Annotated in this window: 15 protein-coding genes; 6 read left to right on the plus strand and 9 right to left on the minus strand. The window is 69.7% G+C overall.

Features of this window, described 5'->3' with window-relative positions; translation table 11 throughout:
• Positions 1-1,102: hypothetical protein (locus tag Amac_RS54310; protein WP_218041787.1), on the plus strand; the 1,102-nt coding region annotated here is incomplete at its 5' end.
• Between the two features lie 84 nt (positions 1,103-1,186).
• Here the strand turns inward: Amac_RS54310 and Amac_RS52055 are convergent.
• Positions 1,187-1,912, minus strand: a complete 726-nt coding sequence (locus Amac_RS52055; protein ID WP_155361844.1) for a DUF2470 domain-containing protein — start codon at positions 1,910-1,912, stop codon at positions 1,187-1,189.
• A 72-nt stretch (positions 1,913-1,984) separates the two neighbouring features.
• On the opposite strand from Amac_RS52055, the gene rpsD reads away from it, so the two are divergent.
• The gene (gene rpsD / locus Amac_RS52060; RefSeq protein WP_155361845.1) at positions 1,985-2,599 is read left to right on the plus strand and encodes a 30S ribosomal protein S4; all 615 of its coding nucleotides are present in this window, start codon (positions 1,985-1,987) and stop codon (positions 2,597-2,599) included.
• A 91-nt stretch (positions 2,600-2,690) separates the two neighbouring features.
• Here the strand turns inward: rpsD and Amac_RS52065 are convergent, their stop codons facing one another.
• From Amac_RS52065 to Amac_RS52080, 4 genes are all read right to left on the minus strand, one after another.
• The gene (locus Amac_RS52065) at positions 2,691-3,251 is read right to left on the minus strand and encodes a P-loop nucleotide/nucleoside kinase family protein (protein WP_155361846.1); all 561 of its coding nucleotides are present in this window, start codon (positions 3,249-3,251) and stop codon (positions 2,691-2,693) included.
• A complete protein-coding gene (locus tag Amac_RS52070) occupies positions 3,248-3,448 on the minus strand; it encodes a hypothetical protein (protein ID WP_246269247.1) in 201 nt (66 codons plus the stop codon). The genes Amac_RS52065 and Amac_RS52070 overlap by 4 nt, the downstream gene beginning before the upstream one ends.
• A 43-nt stretch (positions 3,449-3,491) precedes the next feature.
• Positions 3,492-4,850 carry a S8 family peptidase gene (locus Amac_RS52075; protein ID WP_155361848.1) on the minus strand — a complete coding sequence of 453 codons (1,359 nt, stop codon included), beginning with the start codon at positions 4,848-4,850 and terminating at the stop codon, positions 3,492-3,494.
• A 461-nt stretch (positions 4,851-5,311) separates the two neighbouring features.
• Positions 5,312-6,586: an ROK family transcriptional regulator gene (locus Amac_RS52080; protein WP_218041788.1), complete on the minus strand. Its 1,275-nt coding sequence runs from the start codon at positions 6,584-6,586 to the stop codon at positions 5,312-5,314.
• Positions 6,587-6,969: 383 nt separating this feature from the next.
• Here Amac_RS52080 and Amac_RS52085 point away from each other — a divergent pair, with 383 nt between their 5' ends.
• Together Amac_RS52085 and Amac_RS52090 are read left to right on the plus strand one after the other, a co-directional pair.
• Positions 6,970-10,182: a carbohydrate-binding protein gene (locus Amac_RS52085; protein ID WP_155361849.1), complete on the plus strand. Its 3,213-nt coding sequence runs from the start codon at positions 6,970-6,972 to the stop codon at positions 10,180-10,182.
• Positions 10,183-10,192: 10 nt separating this feature from the next.
• Positions 10,193-12,280 carry a ThuA domain-containing protein gene (locus Amac_RS52090; protein WP_170323087.1) on the plus strand — a complete coding sequence of 696 codons (2,088 nt, stop codon included), beginning with the start codon at positions 10,193-10,195 and terminating at the stop codon, positions 12,278-12,280.
• 249 nt (positions 12,281-12,529) lie between these two features.
• Here Amac_RS52090 and Amac_RS52095 read toward each other — a convergent pair whose 3' ends face one another.
• Both Amac_RS52095 and Amac_RS57060 read right to left on the minus strand, forming a co-directional pair.
• Positions 12,530-14,302 carry an LCP family protein gene (locus Amac_RS52095; RefSeq protein ID WP_155361850.1) on the minus strand — a complete coding sequence of 591 codons (1,773 nt, stop codon included), beginning with the start codon at positions 14,300-14,302 and terminating at the stop codon, positions 12,530-12,532.
• An 84-nt stretch (positions 14,303-14,386) separates the two neighbouring features.
• Entirely contained in the window at positions 14,387-14,884 is a 498-nt protein-coding gene (locus Amac_RS57060; RefSeq protein ID WP_246269248.1) for a histidine kinase, read from the minus strand.
• On the opposite strand from Amac_RS57060, the gene Amac_RS54315 reads away from it, so the two are divergent.
• Positions 14,883-15,098, plus strand: a complete 216-nt coding sequence (locus Amac_RS54315) for a hypothetical protein (RefSeq protein ID WP_170323086.1) — start codon at positions 14,883-14,885, stop codon at positions 15,096-15,098. The genes Amac_RS57060 and Amac_RS54315 overlap by 2 nt on opposite strands.
• Here the strand turns inward: Amac_RS54315 and Amac_RS52105 are convergent.
• Entirely contained in the window at positions 15,053-15,970 is a 918-nt protein-coding gene (locus tag Amac_RS52105; RefSeq protein WP_246269249.1) for a neutral zinc metallopeptidase, read from the minus strand. The two genes, Amac_RS54315 and Amac_RS52105, sit on opposite strands and share 46 nt — an antisense overlap.
• A 762-nt stretch (positions 15,971-16,732) precedes the next feature.
• Between Amac_RS52105 and Amac_RS52110 the strand changes: the two genes are divergently transcribed.
• Positions 16,733-17,602, plus strand: a complete 870-nt coding sequence (locus Amac_RS52110; RefSeq protein ID WP_155351982.1) for a LysR family transcriptional regulator — start codon at positions 16,733-16,735, stop codon at positions 17,600-17,602.
• Between the two features lie 654 nt (positions 17,603-18,256).
• On the opposite strand, the gene Amac_RS52115 is transcribed toward Amac_RS52110, so the two are convergent.
• Complete coding sequence (locus Amac_RS52115) at positions 18,257-18,424, minus strand: hypothetical protein (protein WP_155361853.1); 168 nt, start codon at positions 18,422-18,424, stop codon at positions 18,257-18,259.
• Positions 18,425-18,729 lie beyond the last annotated feature (305 nt).

Genomic DNA, 18,729 nt, shown 5'->3' on the forward strand with positions numbered 1-18,729 from the left:
CGACAACTTGATGGGTCGGGACCTGGAGGCTCTCCTGCATGCGTCCCGCGCGGTGGGCGCCGAGGCCAGGCGGCGGATCGCGAAGCTGGCCGGGCAGATGGGCGGTCGCGGCGGGAAGGGCAAGCTGGGCAAACGTTCGATAGAGCGGGATCGGCAGAGGCTGGTCAAGACCGTCGCATTCCTCCGCATCCTGGAGCAGAGGTTTGGCCGCATCCGGGTCGTTCCCTATGTCTACGACGTTCCCGAAGCCGGAAGCGGCAACGACATGGAAGTCCACGCGGAGATGGTGGCTTTGGCCATCGGCCGTAGGCATCCTGGCGCCGGCCTGGGCGTCGGCAAACTCTGCTGCTTCAAGTGCTGGCTGGCGTTGCAGGCCTGGCCGAACGCCTTCCGCCGCAACAGGTTCGCCACGCACATGAAGACCTATCCATGGCCGCCGCCTCAGTTCCTCACCGAGCCGGGAGAACTGCTGAAGTTGTTCTCCAGCACCGATGAGTCGCTACCGGAATGGTTACAGGAGGCGCTCGCGGACCGCCAGGTGTGGCCGGCGCTGTGCCATGCCATCTATCTGGCGCTGGGGGATCCGGGAGCCCACGACACGGGATATCCATCCAGTGAGGATGAGTCGATGAGCAGCCTGTATGCCAAGGTCTCAGCCGGAATCGACGCCGCCTCCCACGACACCGTCGCTACCGATCGTGAGGAGAAACAAGAGGAACTCTCGGTCGATCCCGGGGGAGAAGCGGAGATGGATGCGCTCTTCGCCGCCCACCTCGACCGGGACCCCGTGCTGCCTGAGGACCAATTGCCCGCACCGACCAGTGACATACCGGTGCCGATCCAGCGCGACGAATCCGGTGACAGGGCCGCGCCGGCCATGGACACGCCGCTGCGGAAGACCAAACGCGAAACGTCCCCCGCACCCGCTCCGCGAATCACACCGGAGGTCACCCCGCGGCCGACCACGCTCGAACGGTACGGATTCACAAGCAACCGCCCGCCTTCCTCGTCCTCTTCCGGCAGGCGTACGACCACCAGGCGGGGATCGGGCGCGGGGACGGCCAGGAAGTCCACCACCAGCAGGAAGAGAAAGCGGAACTGACAAACCGGCTACCGATCACCTCCTGGCCCTCGAAGCCACTTAGGGCAGCCCTGGCGACTCGATGACAACGGTGACGCCCGGAAATCAGTGGCGGTTGGGGCACATGAGGGAGGCGAGGGCGTGTTCGAGTTCGTCGGGGGAGGTGGCGGGGGTGGGCCAGGGGAGGCGGAGGAGGTGGTCGGGGGCGGTGCGGATGGTGGTGCCGTAGCGGTCCAGTTCCCAGATCCAGGCGTTGGGGACGGGGGTGCCGAGGAGGGCGGTCATGGCGTGGACGAGCTGGGGGCGGTGGGAGGAGTTGACGTGGTGGAGGATGCGTTCTGCGGCGTCGAGGAGGGGGTCGGGGGCGGCGGTGAAGTAGTCCTCGGCGTCCAGGACGCCGGATTCCTGGCCGGTGAGGTAGACGACCTGGGCGGCGTCGACGCGGAGGAGGCGGGGGCCGCGGGATTCGATGGCGGCGAAGAGGTCCTCGTCGGGGCAGCGTTCCGAGATGGCGATCGCGGTGTCGCGGATCCGCTCGGGGGGCACGGGCTGGGCCCAGCCGCGGACTTTGAGCATGCCGCGGGCGCGGTCCACGCCGTCGATGGCGCGGGTGGCGACCAGGTCGACGGTGACGACGATCTCGTCCGTCAGGTCGTACAGGAGCTCGGCGGGCTTGACCAGGAGGACCGGGCGGCCCTCGGCGTCGACGCCGCCGCGGACGGCGGCGGCGGGCAGGACCGAGCCGGCGACGGAGACGTGGGTGGGGGCGGCTCCGGCGGCGAGGGTGCGGACGCGCTCGGGGATGGGCGGGGCCGTGACCGGGTGCTGCATGACGCTCCTTCGGGCGATGGGCTAAGGTTAGTCTTACCTAAGTAAGGCTTACCTAACCACAAAGGAGCGAGCGTGCGCTACACGGGTCCGAAGGTGCGGCTGTCCCGGCGGGCGGGGGTCCCGCTGACGCGGAAGGCGGTGAAGTACTTCGAGCAGCGGCCGTACCCGCCCGGGGAGCACGGGCGCAAGACCAACCGGCGGAGCGCGGGGGACTACGGGGTCCGGCTGCTGGAGAAGCAGAAGCTGCGCTGGTACTACGACGTGTCGGAGCGGCAGCTGCGGCGGTACTGGGATCTCGCGCTGCGCCGTCCCGGCCGGTCGGGGGAGGAGCTGGTGTCGATCCTGGAGACCCGGCTGGCGTCGGTGGTGCTGCGGGCGGGACTCGCGCCGTCGATCTACGCGGCCCGGCAGTACGTCAACCACGGTCACATCACGGTGGACGGGAAGAAGGTCGACATCCCCAGCTACCTGGTCAAGCCGGGCCAGGTGATCGGCGTCCGGGCCAGGTCCCGGGCGGCGCAGCCGTTCGTGGCCGCGGCCGAGGGCGTGTACGCCGATGACCGGATCGCGCCTTATCTATCGGTGGACCACAAGAACCTGACCGCGACCCTGCTGAGCCATCCCCTCCGGGAGCAGATCGTGGTCCCGGTGGACGAGCAGCTGGTCGTGGAGCACTACTCCCGCTGAGTAGCAGAGCTGCCAGAGCGCGGTCTGGCGCCAGGCGGGGAGCCCGCCGCCGATCACCGCCTGCGCGGGTGCGGACCGGCGGCGGGCTCCCTCATCCCTCGGATGAGTAGCGCGCGAGTTGCTCGTGCACCGTCCGCGCGCCGCGCCGGTTGTCGATCTCCAGGTACGGCACGGCAGGGGGTTCGTCCACTTTTATCGCGTCCAGGAACGCCGGGAAGTCCGCGAGCTTTCCGGAGTCCCTGGACGAGGCCCGGGCGATCAGGCGTTCGCGCAGCGTCTCCGCGTCGGAGCGTACCCAGAGCAGGTGCACGGGCGGGCCGCCCAGGTCCCGCACCCAGAGCCGCCAGCGGCCGGCGTCGTGCACCTGGCCGGTGAAGGGCCCGCTGAGCAGGACGGGGCAGCCGTGTGAGCGGATCTCCCGCGCGGTCGCGGTCAGGCCCTGGTATTCGTGGCGCTTGATGTGCTCGTCGTACCAGGGACCCTCGCGTTCGCCCGGCGGGCGGTCGTGGGCGGCCAGGGTGGCCGCGACGAAGTCGCCGTACAGGGTGTCCTTGTCCAGGAGCGCCGGGACCGGGCGCAGCCGGGACAGCAGGGCCGCGCACACGGTCGACTTGCCGGAGCCGGGCGGGCCCGAGACCACCCAGACGGTCAACGCGGCGGGCCGAACGGCTCGATCCTGGGGTCCGACCAGGGGCCCTCGAAGTCGTGCCCTTCGGCGGCGAGCTTGGCGGCGGCCTCCGGCGTGACCCGCATGCCGTAGCTGCCTTTGTCCGGGTCCAGCGGGATCAGGCCGTAGCCGAGGTCGACGTCCTGTTTGGTCAGGCCGAGCTTGCGGAGCGCGAGATCCATCGTCGCTCCCCGCGTGAGCCGTACGGTAATGAGAACCATGGCGTCATGCCGCTCTGTCCGCCCTGCTGCGCAGGGCTCCGATGATTCCGGCCACGTCCACGATGCCGTAGCCGTAGTCATAGTCATACCCGAGCTCGCCGCGATCATCGGCGCTGCGGCGGAGCAGTGTGCGGAGCTGGCCGGGGGACAGGCGGGCGGCGGGCCACTGGGTGCGGATCGCGGCGACCAGACCGGCCGCGACGGGGCAGGCGGCGGAGGTGCCGGAGTCCGGGGACTCCTCGCCGAACGCGCGGGATCCGGCGAAGTGGGTGTATGCACAAATGTCTGGTTTGCGCTCGGTCAACCGCCCGGGCCCCTGGGAGGAGTAGCCGACGCGTTCCCCGGTGATGTCCACGCCGCCGACCGACAGGACCTTCGGGTGGGAGTTGGCGCCCGAGATCGGCCGGTCGGGGTAGGCGCAGCGGCCGTCCGGGCAGTCCCGGCCGCAGTTCCCGGCCGCGAACAGCAGGTCGGCTCCGGCTTCGGCGAGGCTGCCCACGATCAGGTTGAAGGGGTGCGCGGGGTTGTCGGAGTAGTTACCGGGATGTCCTGGCGCGAAATCCCAGCGCGGCGAGAAGGAGCCCCAGCTGTTCGTCACCACCAGCGAGCGGGTCGCGGCGGGCTGCGCGTCCAGGACGGTACGCAGATGCGCGAACGCCGCCACCGCGTCGGAGAGCAGCCCGTCCAGCGCGGACCCGCCGGGACGCTCCGACAGCAGCACCGGGATGTCGATCAGCGACGCCTGCGGGGCGGCGATCAGCGCGTCGAACGCGCACATCGAGCCGTGGTCGACCGCGAACTCGCCGGGACTGCCCGCCACGCCGGACGGAGTCCAGCTGCGATCCTGGTCGATGGTCATCCCCCGGCCGAGCCGCCGCGCCACGTGCGCCGCGTTGATGCCGGTGTCGGTGACGGCCAGCGTGACCCCGGACCCGTCCAGGCCCTCGGCGAGCAGCTCGCTCACCCGCAGCAGCCGCTCGACGTCGTGCCAGTCCCCGACCGGCGGGTTGCCACCGCAGGTGAGCGAGGTCTCGATGACCGGATCGGCGTAGACGGCCACCACGTCGCGGCGGCCGGGCAGCAGCGACATCCGGATGTTCACCTCGTCGTCGGACACCTCGCCGCGCAGCACCACCGAGGCGTCGTCCGGCGCCATCGAATAGACGAGGGGCTGATTCAGCGACAGCGGATCGCCACTGGGCGAGGCGGGAACGGGCCGGGGCACCGCCACCGGGGTGAAGGAGTGGTCCAGCACCACGCCGGGCAGGCCGTCGGACACGTCGGAGGTGGTGGCGACCATGGTCGGGTCGGCCACGGCGGCGACGAGGTCGGGGGAGGGGCGAAGCTGGATCAGAACACGCATGCGTCACTCCGGAGCAGGGGGTTGCCGGACTTGACCACCCTCGTACATCACCCGCGACGCGTCCACCGGCATAAAGACCGCCATACAGGCCCTGACCGTGCGATACGTCACGAAATTCAAGGGGCGAGTTGGTCTTCGCCCAAGCCGGGATCGTTCCGGCCGCCGTGTCCTGTGGGAACCACGGGGATGGCGGGGGCGGGCGGAGCCCGAGGGAAGACAAAGGGCTGGGCGGGTGGGGGATCCACCGTGTCGTGGTCGTTTCGTGTGGGGAGCCACGGCGCTGGCGGGGGCGGGCGGAGCCCGAGGTGAAACAAGAGGGCTGGGCGGGTGGGAGAACCACGCAAAGCCCCGTCCGTCCGGCCGCCCGGGTGGCACCCTCGCCGGGGCGCCGAGGTCGGCGTGAACGGCGTCGCGGCAGGACCGGGCGGCCGGACGGACGGGAGTCGGGGGAGTCAGGTCGGTCAGGCCCCGCTAATTGTCGACATTTCAGGTGGAAGGATCTCGATCGCGGTCGGGTCGGCCAGCACCCGGTCCACGACCACTCCGGCCGCGCCCCGGGACGCGGCGCCGAAGCCGAGGTCGGAGGCGACGAAGGTGCAGTGCGCCACGGTCCCGGTCACGCCGAGCCGGGTGAGTTCCGCCTGCGCGCGGGGGAGCAGGTGCTCGGAGAGGCGGGCGAAGTAACCGCCGACGACGATCACCCTTGGGTTGAAGAGCCGGACCAGGGTGGCTGAGCCGAGGCCGAGCCAGCGGCCGACTTCGGCGAGGGCGTGGACGACTTGGGGGTCGCCTTCGGCTTGGCGTCGTTCGATCTCGGCGAGCCGTTCCTCGGGGTCGCGGACGATCCCGTCCGGCACGCCGTAGGCGTGGTCGGGGGTGACCATGCGGACCAGCGCCGCGAGACCCACCTTGGTCTCCCAGCAGCCGGTCCGGCCGCAGCCGCACCGCTCGCCCGCGGAGTCGACCATGACGTGGCCGACCTCGCCCGCGAAGCCGTCGGCGCCGCCGAGCAGCCGGCCGCCCGCGATGATGCCGCCCCCGACGCCGACCTCGCCGGTGAGGTAGACCAGGTCGGTGGTGCCGGCCGCGACGCCGCTGGTGAACTCGGCGAGGGCGGCCAGGTTGGCGTCGTTGACCACGGTCACCGGGATGGTGGGGGCCACGTCCCAGGAGAGGCGTTCGGCCACGGGCACGCCGTACCAGCCGAGGTTGGGGGCCACGTGCACGACCCCGTTGGCGCCGTCGATGAGGCCGGGCACGGCGACCGTGATCCCGGCCACGTGGATGCCGAGCAGGCCGAGTTCGGCCAGGGCTTCGCGGGCGAGCCTGGCCAGTTCGTCCAGCGAGCGTTCCGGGTCGCAGCCCATCGCGTCGAAGCCGACCCGGCGGTCGATGAGGACCCGCCCGCCCAGGTCGGTGGCGAAGGCCGCGATGTAGTCCACGTTTATCTCCAGGCCCAGCGCGCCGACCCTCGTGCCGTCGAGGGTGAGCGCCAGTCCGGGGCGGCCTACCGCGCCCGCGTGCTGGGGGCCGTTCTCCCTGATCAGTCCGCGGGCGCGCAGTTCGCCCACCAGGCTGGTCACGGTGGTCTTGTTGAGCCCGGTGGCGGCGGCGACCGCGGATCTGGACTGTGGTCCGTGCTCGCGCAGGTGCCGCAGCACCAGTGAGAGGTTGGACCTGCGGACCGTGGCCTGGTCGGCCGGGATGTCCGCGAGCCCGTTGGGAACCGGCCGCACGCGCGTCCTCCTGGGGGGTTGAGGTTGCGGGATCCGCTCAGGAAGTCGACCCTCCGAGCGGATTAATTTGCATGGCGCGCCGAATTAAATGATGTTCTTGCGTAGCCGCGCAAGCGTCGAAGCGCTTCTTGCGGGTAACACTTGTGTAACACGCGTCGGATCCTGGACCCTAGGACAGCAGGGGTGTACAGGGCGATGACTGATATGTTAGAAAACGGTAAAATCTTCCCTGAGCTCGCAAAAACCCGACGGAAAGACGCATGCTTCAGACGTGGCACCCGTCTGGTCTTTCAGTCGTTCCGCTCCACCGCACAGCACAACGGCAACAAGCGCGGCGGCGCGCGCCTTGCTGACTGTTTCCCAGGTCAGGAAGGACACCCCCCATGTCACGACCACATCCGAGGCTGTGGGCCCGGCTGGCCGCGGCGACCGTTCTGGTCGTCGCCGGCAGCGTCGTCCCCAGCAGCCCGGCGTCGGCGGCGGACCTGCCCGCCGCCGACTACCAGCAGATCTCCCTCGCCTCCGGCTCGGGCGAGCTCGGCGAGGCCATGTCCCTCGCCGTCATGCCGAACCGCTCGGTGATCCACACCGCCAGAAGCGGCCAGGTACGGATCACCGACGCCAACGGCAACACCTCCCTGGCGGGCACCCTCAACGTCTACACCCACGACGAGGAGGGCCTGCAGGGCGTCGCCGTGGACCCCGGCTTCGCCACCAACCGGTTCGTCTGGCTCTACTACTCGCCGCGCCTGTCCACCCCCAACGGGGACGCGCCGACCACCGGCACCCAGACCGACTGGAACACCTGGAAGGGCCAGTTCTACCTGTCCAGGTTCACGCTCACCGCGAGCAACACGCTGGACATGGCGAGCGAGAAGATCGTGCTCAGGGTCGACAACGACCGCGGCCAGTGCTGCCACGCGGGCGGTGACATCGACTTCGACGCCGCCGGGAACCTCTACCTGACCACCGGCGACGACACCAACCCGTTCGAGTCGCAGTCGTACACGCCGATCGACGAGCGCACCAACCGCAACCCGCAGTTCGACGCGCAGCGCTCCTCGGCCAACACCAACGACCTGCGCGGCAAGCTGATCCGGATCAAACCGGCGGCGGACGGCAACTCCTACTCGATCCCGGCCGGGAACATGTTCGCGCCGGGCACCGCGAACACCCGTCCTGAGATCTACGCGATGGGCTTCCGCAACCCGTTCCGGATGTCGGTCGACAAGGCCACCGGCATCGTCTACCTGGGCGACTACGGCCCGGACGCGGGCTCCACCGACCCGAACCGCGGCCCCAACGGCCAGGTCGAGTTCAACCGGATCACCTCGCCGGGCTTCTACGGCTGGCCGTACTGCACGGGCACGAACACGACCGCGGAGACGTATAACGAGTACACCTTCCCGAGCGGTCCTTCTCAGGCTAAGTACAACTGCGCGGGCGGGCCGACCAACAACTCCTTCCGCAACACCGGCCTGACCACGCTCCCGGCTGCCAAGCCGGCCTGGATCCGGTACGGCGGCGACGCGGGCTCCCCGCCCGAGTTCGGCGGCGGCTCGGAGTCCCCGATGGGCGGCCCGGTCTACCGCTACGACGCCGCGTCCACCTCCACCGTGAAGTTCCCGCAGTCCCTGGACGGCCGCTTCTTCGCCGGTGAGTACGGCCGCCGCTGGATCAAGGCCATCGCGGTCACCGCCTCCGGCGGCTACGGCGAGATCTCCGGCCTGCCCTGGACCGGAACCCAGGTCATGGACATGGCCTTCGGCCCGGACGGCGCCCTCTACGTGCTCGACTACGGCACCGGCGCAGGCAACCAGGCGCTCTGGCGGGTGGAGTACATCGGCGGCACCAACCGCAACCCGATCGCCAAGGCGGCGGGCACCCCGACCTCCGGCATCGCCCCGCTGACCGTCGCGTTCTCCTCGGCGGGCAGCTCCGACCCCGAGGGCGGCGCGCTCACCTACACCTGGAACTGGGGCGACGGCACCGCCAACTCGACGGCCGCCAACCCGAGCCACACCTTCACCGCCAACGGCACCTACAACGTGACCCTGACCGTGCGGGACCCGCAGGGCCTGACCGGCACCGCCAACGTGTCGATCACAGTCGGCAACACCGCGCCGACGGTCACCCTGAACCTGCCGGGCAACGGGCAGCTGTTCAACTTCGGCGACACCGTGCCGTTCTCGGTCACCGTCACCGACCCGCAGGACGGGACCATCACCTGCTCCCGCGTCAAGGTCACCTACTTCCTCGGCCACGACAGCCACAGCCACCAGATCACCTCGCAGAACGGCTGCTCCGGTTCGATCACCGTCCCGTCCGACGGCGAGCACGACGCGGCCGCCAACATCTACGGGGTCTTCGACGCCGAGTACACCGACAACGGCGGCCTGACCACGCACAGCATCCGCACCGCGCAGCCCAAGCACCGCCAGGCCGAGCACTTCGGCGCCCAGAACGGCATCCAGACGGCCACCCACGCCCCGGCCGAAGGCGGCACCACGGTCGGCTTCGTGGACAACAACGACTGGATCTCGTTCACGCCGTACAACATCTCCAACGCCACCAGCATCACCGCCCGGGTCTCCTCCGGCGGCGTCGGCGGCACCCTGGAGGTCCGCTCGGGCTCGGCCACCGGCACCCTGCACGGCACCGCGACCGTGGCGCCCACCGGCGGCTGGGACACCTTCGTCAACGTCAACGCCAACCTGAGCAACCTGCCGGCCGCGGCCACCACGCTGTTCCTGGTCTTCAAGGGCGTCACCGGGCAGGGCAACCTGTTCGACCTGGACGCGTTCACCTTCAACACCGGCACCACGCCGCCGGCGGGCACCATCGAGGGTGAGGCGTTCACCTCGCAGTCCGGCGTGCAGACGGCCGGGCACGCGGGCGCCAGCGGCGGCCTGACCCTCGGCTACATCGACAACGGCGACTGGGCCGGCTACTCGAACGTGACCACGGTCGGCGGCACCGGCTTCACCGCCAGGGTCTCCTCCGGCGGCCCCGGCGGCACGATCACCATCCGCTCGGGCTCCCAGACCGGCGCGATCCTCGGCACCGTGGCCGTGCCGAACACCGGCAGCTTCGACACCTTCGCCAACGTGTCCACCACGCTCAACGGCGCGGGCACCGGGCCGCTGTTCCTCACCTTCTCCGGCGGGGCGGGCGCGCTGTTCGACATCGACACCTTCTCGATCACCCGGGGCAGCAGCACCACGATCGAGGGCGAGGCGTGGACCGCGCAGAGCGGCGTCACCAACGCCACCCACGCGCCGGCGAGCGGCGGGCTGACCGCCGGGCACATCGAGAACGGCGACTGGACGGCCTACTCCCAGATGAACACCTCGGGAGCCACGTCGGCCAGCGTGCGGTTCTCCTCGGCCGGCGCGGGCGGCACCGTGCAGATCCGCTCAGGGTCGCAGACCGGCACCCTGCTGGGCTCGATCACGCTTCCGAACACCGGCGGCTGGGAGACCTTCCAGAACGCGTCCACGAACCTGACCGGCAACGTGTCGGGGACGCTCTACCTGGTCTTCGTGGGCGGCGCCGGGAACCTGTTCGACATCGACACCATCACCATCACCAAGTAGGAGGCACGTGATGAAACGGCTTAGATTAGCCGTGTCCACGCTCGTCGCGGCCGCCGCCGTCCTGATCGTCCCGACCGCGGCGCACGCCGCCGACCCGGCGTACCAGGTCCTGGTCTTCTCCAAGACCGCCGGATTCCGGCACGACTCCATCCCGCAGGGCATCCAGCTGGTGCGCGACCTGGGGGCGGCGAACAACTTCACCGTCACCGCCACCGAGGACGCCACCTTCTTCACGGCCGCCAACCTGGCCAACTTCAAGGCCGTCGTCTTCATGAGCACCACCGGCGACGTCCTGAACGCCACCCAGCAGACGGTCTTCGAGAACTACATCAACGGCGGCGGCGGATACGTCGGCGTGCACGCCGCGGCCGACACCGAGTACGACTGGCCGTTCTACGGCAACCTCGTCGGCGCCTACTTCAACAGCCACCCGGCAATCCAGACCGCCACCGTACGGACCGAGGACCGCTCGCACGCCGCGACCGCCCACCTCGGCCCGACCTGGTCCCGCTCGGACGAGTGGTACAACTACCGCACCAACCCGCGCGGCACCGCCAAGATCCTGCAGAACCTGGACGAGTCCAGCTACAGCGGCGGCGGCATGGGCGCCGACCACCCGATCACCTGGTGCAAGACGCAGAGCAACGGCCGCGCGTTCTACACCGGCCTCGGCCACACCCAGGCCACCTACGCCGAGACCGCGTTCCGCACCCTCCTGCTCGGCGGCATCAGGTACGCCGCCGGCTGGGCCAAGCAGGACTGCCGCCCGGAGACCGGCTACACCACCATCTACAACGGCTCCACCAACGGCTGGACCCAGAACGGGCCCGGCAGCTTCACCAACACCAACAACACGCTGACCTCCGTCGGCGGCATGGGCATGCTCTGGTATTCGGCCAAGCAGTACGGCTCGTACTCGCTGAAGCTCGACTGGACCATGCCCGGCGACGACAACTCGGGCATCCTCCTCGGCTTCCCGACGCCGACCGACCCGCAGTCGGCGATCAACCAGGGCCACGAGGTCCAGATCGACGCCACCGACACCGCCGACAAGACCACGGGCTCGATCTACGGCTTCAAGTCGGCCGACATCGCCGCCCGGGACGCCGCGCTCAACCCGCCCGGCTCGTGGAACACCTACGAGATCCTGGTCGAGGGCGAGCGGGTCCGGGTCTACCTGAACGGCCGGCAGATCAACGACTTCACCAACACCGACCCCGCGCGTTCGCTGACCTCCGGCTACATCGGGATCCAGAACCACGGGACCGGCGACGACGTGTCGTTCCGCAACATCCGGATCAAGGAGCTGGGCGGCCCGCCGCCCACCCAGAACACGGTCGAGGGTGAGGCGTTCACCTCGCAGTCCGGCGTGCAGACGGCCGGGCACGCGGCCGCCAGCGGCGGCCTGACCGTCGGCTACATCGACAACGGCGACTGGGCCGGATACTCCACGCTCAGCACCGTGAACGCCACCGGCTTCACCGCCAGGATCTCCTCCGGCGGCCCCGGCGGCACGATCACGATCCGCTCCGGATCGCAGACAGGTCCGGTGCTCGGCACGGTCGCGGTGCCCAGTACGGGCAGCTGGGACACCTTCCAGAACGTCACCACCACGCTGAACGGATCCGGCACCGGGGCGCTGTTCCTCAGCTTCTCCGGCGGCTCCGGCGCGCTGTTCGACATCGACACCATCACCCTCTCCCGCGGGACCGTCACCACTCAGACGGTTGAGGGCGAGAGCTGGACCGCCCAGTCCGGCGTGCAGACGGCCAACCACACCCCCGCCAGCGGCGGCCTGACCGTCGGCTACATCGAGAACGGCGACTGGACGGCCTACTCCCAGATCAACACCTCGGGAGCCAAGACGGCCAGCGTGCGGTTCTCCTCGGCGGGCTCAGGCGGCACCGTCCAGGTCCGCTCCGGATCGCAGACCGGCACCCTGCTGGGCTCGATCACCCTCCCGAACACCGGCAGCTGGGACACCTTCCAGAACGCCTCCACCAACCTGACCGGCAACGTCTCCGGGACCCTCTACCTGGTCTTCGTCGGCGGCGCGGGCAACCTGTTCGACATCGACACCGTAACCATCACCAAGTAACCCCCACCCCCAAGCAGAAGGGCCGGTCCTGTGCCGAGGACCGGCCCTTCTCCTTTCGATTCCCGCCTCACTTGCGCCGGGGACCTTACGATCCCCGCCTCACCTGCGCCGAGAACTGGCTCATCGCCTTGTGATTCCGCCCAAGGGGCCTGGCGTGGCCAGGGGCAACGCCCTTGTGGCGCCGGTACGGCGAGGATGGGTGTGGAGGTTACCGGCGCCGGATAACGGCGAGTAACCCCCGCTTCCTGGTCAGAACCCGCAAAGGTCAGACAAGGTCTGATCGGCGGTGTTCTTGTTCGGGGTCGGTGTGGCCAGGCCGGACGACGAGGCGGACGCGGTAGGCGTGGTCGACGGGGGTGTCGCGGAGGCGCCCGGGGCCGACGGGGTGGCCGACGCTACGACCGGGGTGGTGCCCACCGACTTGCGGATGGCGGTCGTGGTCATCTTCTTGATCTTTTCCCAGTCGGGACTGCCCGGCCAGATCTGCGGCGGCACGAACTGCGTACTGGTGATCTTCGCGCCCTTGATCTTCAGGCCCAGATCGACCAGGTGCTCCAGCAACTGCCGCGGAATGTCGGTCCGGAACAGCCGCTTCGCCGCCTGGATGATCTTCGTGAAGTTGGTCAGGACCACTTGCGGGCTGGCCTGCTGGGCGAGCGCGCCGATGACGCACCGCTGCCGGGCCATCCGGCTGAAGTCGTCGCTGCCCACGCGGGACCGGCCGTACCAGAGCACCTGCTCGCCGTTGAGCGTGCGGTAGCCCGCCTTGATGGTGCCGGCGGTGCCGAACTTGCCGCCGTACTTCACGTCCTGGGTGACGCGGATCTTGAGGCCGCCGATGGCGTCGATGAGCGCGGCGAAGCCGAACATGTCCACCATGGCGTAATAGTCGATGTGCAGTCCGAGCGTGGTGCCGATCGCGTCCTTGAGCGCCTCCGGGCCGCGCAGGCCGAAGCTCGGGTTGTCCTCGGCGAACTGCCAGACCTCGTTCAGCAGGCCGCCGTTGGGCAGCTCGCGGTGGAAGCCGTTGGGGAACTGCTTGTTCAGCGGGCTGCGCGCCGAGAAGTGCACGTGCTGGAGGTTGCGCGGCAGGCTGAACAGCACCGTGTTGCCGGTGGCGATGTTGACGCTGGCCACCGTCATCGAGTCGGTCCGCACGCCGGTCCTGTTCCCGGCCGCGTCGCCGCCGATGAGCAGGAAGTTGACCCGCTTGCGCCCGTTGAACGGATCCTCCGCCTTGACCGGGACCGCGGTCGGGTTCTCGTGGTCGGACGGGAACGCGTTCAGGAATTCCTGGGTGGTGTTGACCGTGGTCGCGGTGAGCGCGAACGGTGCCATCACCGACACGCACAGCACGCCGACGACGATGCCGGAGACGATCTGACCCGACTGGGGCAGCCGGTCGGGACCGAGCGTGATGTACGACAGCAGCACCAGCACGAACCAGGCCAGCGCCAGCACGATCGAGGCCACGGTGAGCGTGATGAGGGTGCTCTCCCGGATGGCCGCGCCGACGTTGCCGACGAACTGCAGGCCGTACAGGATCGCGCCGATCAGGATCGCCCCGAACACGCCGAGCAGGATGAAGCCGAGCCGGCGGTTGCCGCTGCGCAGGTGGGCCGCGCCCGGGACGAACGCCGACAGCGCCGTCCAGCCGATGATGGCGCCCACCGACATCGGCCGCCCGAACCGGGGACCTCTGGGCCGCGGTGGCTCTTGCCCGGGGTTGTCATGGCCCGTGGCGGCTTGCTCCGGGGCGTACGGCCCCGTGGGGTGGGCGGCGCGCGACGGAGCCGTGGCGGTCTCGTCAGCGGCCCGGCGCGGCGCGGCGCGGCGGCGGGACGGGCCGGGGCGGCCGGGTGGCGGCTCCGGCGCCCGCTCGGCGGCCGGGTGCGGCTGCTGCGGATGTTGCGGCGGCGGGCCGCCTGCGGGGTCGTGTGCCGGTTGCTGGTCACGCGGGACAGGTCGCCTGCGAGTCCGTCGCGGACGGCCCTCGTCTTCCGCGGCTCCCCCACCTCGCATGGCAGACCGCTCCTATCTATCAGGTAATACCCCGGCAATGACCAGGGATTCTAGCCCCCATAACTGGACAAGACTGACACAAGCCTAAGAACCGGCGCTTGAAATCCGCTGTAAAAGGACCAACCGCTGATCACTTCGTGCTGAGCCAGGCGAGCACCGCGAGCACCCGCCGGTTGCCGTCGGCGGCGGGCTCGAGCCCGAGCTTGCTGAGCACCGAGGCGATATGGCTCTCGATGGTCTTGCCACCCAGCGGTCTGCACGGCCGATCTGCTCCAGCACCGCCGGATGGATGCCCCTGGCCAGGTCGCGCAGCTCGGCGAGCGCGTCCCGCAGCCCCGCCCTGGCCTCGTCCACGAGCCGGTGCACCGCCGGGTCCCCGGTCGCCGAGCGCACCCGGCCCAGCGTGGCGGCCAGCGCGAGCAGCCGCTGCTGGGCGCCGTCGTGCAGGTCCCGCTCCACCCGCCTGCGCTCGGCCACTCCCGCCTCGACGATCCTGGCCCGCGACGCCCGCACCTCGTCGAGCCGCCCCAGGAAGGTGACCGGGATCAGCAGCGGCATCACGGTGTTCGCGAACCACACCATGGAGTTCACGGCGCGGCATGATCCACGCGCGGTCGCCCGATGCGCGATCGGTGTCTCGGTCGCCCTCGACATGGTGGCGGTGCTGCTGGTCGTGGCGCTGCTGGAGCCGCGTCCCGCCGGGTCCTTGCGGCCGTCGCCCAGCCCGCGCCGCAGCAGCCGTGGTAGTGATCAGGACACCGTGGCGGAGCCGACCGCCCACGTGTTGCACTGGTAGGCCTGCTGGCGTTGCCAGCCCTGGCGGAACCAGGCGCCGCTGTTCTTCGGGGAGCCGTGGTCGCGCGGGTAGCCCGGCCAGTCGCCGACGTTGGAGAAGAAGTAGAAGAGATTCTGGCGGCGGGCGGCCGGGATCGGGTAGGTCGCGGAGACCGAGCGCATGAACATGCCGCTCAGGCAGTTGGCCTGCAGTTCGAATCTCCGGCTGATCGCCAGGCGCTGGCTTTCCGAGCTCGCCCGCCTGCTCTGCTCCCAGCGGGTCTGGGAGAGGCCGCTGAGCTGCTGGATGTGGTGGCCGTACTCGTGGGCCATCATGCCGATGATGCCGCCGTGCCAGCTCACCAGATCGCCGTAGCCGCGCGCGTCGCCCCGGCCGCTGGCCATCGCGGAGGTGGAGGCGTAGATCGTCATGTTGGACGGGCAGTAGTACGGGACGATGGTGCCCCGCATCGGGAAGTCGCCGCACGCGCCCCGGCCGGAGCGGGCCACGATCGCGTACTTCGGCGGGGTGAACGGAATCCCCGCCTGCTCCAGACGCGGCTTCCAGGCCTTGCCCATGCAGAGGCTGGTCTTCATGATGAGCGCCTTGAGCTGCCCGCTGTTGTAGATGTTCGCGCTTCCCGCCGGGCACCGCGTCTTCGGCAGCGCCCCGACCTGGTACAGCGTGTTGTTCTTCAACGACCGATCCAACCGCACGGCCGGCCTCGCCGGATCGCCCGGATCCGTGGTTCCCCGCGGCCCGTCCGGTCGCGAGGTCGGCGGCGAGACCAGGGAGTCCGCCTCGTAGTCTCGCGTGTTGTTCGCCAAGGCCGCGCCCACGATCAGCACCGCGAACACGAACGCGCCCAGCCCCAGCAGCCCTGCAATTATCACCCCCGCACTGGACTTGCGCCGCGGCGGCCGCCAGTGCGGCGGCGTATGCCTCGGCGGCCCATAGGGCCCACGCGGCGCGGGCCGCGCCCCCTGCGGAAACCACGGCCCCTGCGGGGCAGGCCCCGCACCTCGAGGGAACGATGGCCCATGCGGCCCAGGCTGCCCCTGCGGGGCAGGCCCCGCGCCTTGAGGGAACGATGGCCCGTGCGGCGCAGGCTGCCCTTGTGGCGCGGGCCGCCCACCTGGGGGGAACGACGGCCCGTGCGGTGCGGGTGGTGCGCCTTGCGGGAACGACGGCCCCACCGGTCTTTCCGGCTGCTGCGCAATACCTCCCTGATTGCCGCCGGGCGGCGAGAAAGGGGGTCTTCGAGGCTGCTGCGCGGTCGTATCGAGTTGCGCGGTCCTATCGGGCTGCCCGTCCGGCGGGAGGGAAGGGCCGTTTCCCGGGGGAGAGGGGTAAGGCGGTCGAGGTGGGTTCTGGTCGGGAGCGCTCTGCGGAGGCGGGTCACTTGCCGGGGGTTGGTTCGCCGGGGGTTGGTTCGCGTGGGGGCGGTGGGACGGTTGGCCGTAGGGATGGCTGCCCGATGGCGGCTGAGTATTCTGCGGCCCCACGTTCTACCCCTTTGCGAGAGATTGGGCAGAACGATACTGATTTAACACCCGTCACGGATGTAGCAGCAGACGGGCACAATCTGTAATCAGACGAGGTGATCTCTGCGATGTTCCGGAATCACCGGCCTGCTCTGCCCTAGCGTTTTTGGCATGAATCTGCAGCAGCTCCGTTACGTGGTAGCCACCGCGGAGCACCGCACCATGACCGACGCGGCCAGATCCCTCTACATCGCTCAACCCGCACTCTCCCGCGCCATCCGGGATCTGGAGCGCGAGCTCGGGATGACGCTGTTCGCCCGCTCCGGTCGTGGTGTGGTCGTCACCGCACAAGGACGGCGGGTCGTCAAGCTCGCCCGGGAGGCGCTCGACGCCGTCCGGGAGATCGAGGCCCTCGCCACCCACTCGCACACCACGGGCGCCGAACTCAGGATCGCGTCCACCCCCAGCCTGGAGCCGGGGCTCGCCGGGCGCCTGCTGCCCGCCTACGTGGCGGAGCATCCGGGCATCCGCGTGCAAATCGTCCGCTGCGACGGCCGCGAAAGTGTAGTCAGCGCCGTCCGCGAGCAGCGAGCCGACCTCGGGCTCACCGACCTGCCGGTGCCCACCGACCTGATCAGCCATCCCCTGGAGCGCCAGGAGATCGTCCTGATCTCGCCGCCGGGCCTCGACCTCCCCGACCCCATCCCGATGAACCGCCTCAACGGCATGCGCCTGGTCCTGCCCTCTCCCGGCAGCCCCCGCCGCAAGGAGTTCGACCAGATCTTCGCGACGTACGGCGTCCGCCCCATCCCCGCCATCGAGTCCGACGAACGGGCCCGCTGGCTCCCGGCCGTACGAGACGGCAAGGCGTCCCTGCTCTGGTACCGGGGCATGGCCGAACAGGCCACCCGCGCCGGCCTGGTAGTCCGCTCCCTAGACCCCTCAGTCCGGAAGATCATCGCAATCGTCCACGCCCGCAAGCGCCTCCCCGCCATGGCCCAGGACTTCCTGACCCTCGCCGAGGGCGGCTCCGCCGCCTAACAACCTGGACCGTTCCAATCCCAACCAAACGACGAAATATCACCAAATACGGTGAGACTTCTGGATCGGCCATTTCCCGAAGCATCACCACCCACCCAACCCCAGGTCGGGACACCCAACCCCCCCATCGTCCCGACCTGGCCCATCCCCCCACCCAAACCCCCTACCTCCCAATCCGACCCTGTCCACTGAGCCACCCCTTGCCCACGCCCCACGACGCCTGAGCACCCGTCCTCCTTCGTGCCCCGACCTGGGCGATCCATGTGAGTTCTGTGGGCCTGTCGTCCCAGGTCGTAGCAGCCTGGGTGAGCCGGACACCGACCGCCGTCGGAACCGGGTCAAACCGTCGTCCCAGGTCGTAGCAGCCTGGGTGAGGGATCCACGGTGTCGCTCCCGGAATGTGCCATAGCGCGCTGTTCTCCCGTTGAGCGGCCAGATTTTGGTGACCGACAAAGGAACCACTTTCCTTCAGCCTCGACTTTCCGTCGGCACAGCAGGACTTCCACGTGACCGCTATTGCCTGGGGTGTTCTCTCATCCGTGCTCCGCGACGACCGGTGTTCTAGTCCCTATTGGTGCAGGGTGAACTTCTGAGCTGGGGTTTCTCCGCTCCGCATGACAATCGTCGTCCCGGCCTTGACCCTCTGCGCTGGCATCACGGTGGCAGGGCCGAAGGAATCCTCACCCTGTGAGACCGAGGGCGATGAGCGGTGAGACCGAGGGCGATGAGCGGGTTGCGGAAGTCGTCGCGTGCCCAGCGGGTGCCTTCGGCGATGTCGGTGAAGTTCAGCAGGCGTAGCGCGCCGATCGCGTAGCTACGCATGGTGGCGCGCCGATCGCGTGGCTACGCATGACGGGCCAGGATCCGGCCAGGATCGACCCTTCACGCGCTGTCTCAGGATCGGAGAACTCCCTCAACCCGGGGTTCCCGGCCTGGGTGGGTGGCGCTTTCGTGCCGGTCCGGTTCAGCGCCGGAACCGTCCGGCGAAGCGGTTCCTTTTCCCGAGGTAGAGGAGGGTCCAGGTGCCGTCGTCGTTGCGGCGGGTGCGGTAGCGGTCGGGGTGGGTTGCTTTGTCGCGGTTGTGCCAGGTGCAGGCAGGGGCGAGAAGGTCCAGGTCGGTGGTACCG

Origin of the sequence: Acrocarpospora macrocephala (assembly GCF_009687865.1) — a bacterium.
Lineage (GTDB): Bacteria > Actinomycetota > Actinomycetes > Streptosporangiales > Streptosporangiaceae > Acrocarpospora > Acrocarpospora macrocephala.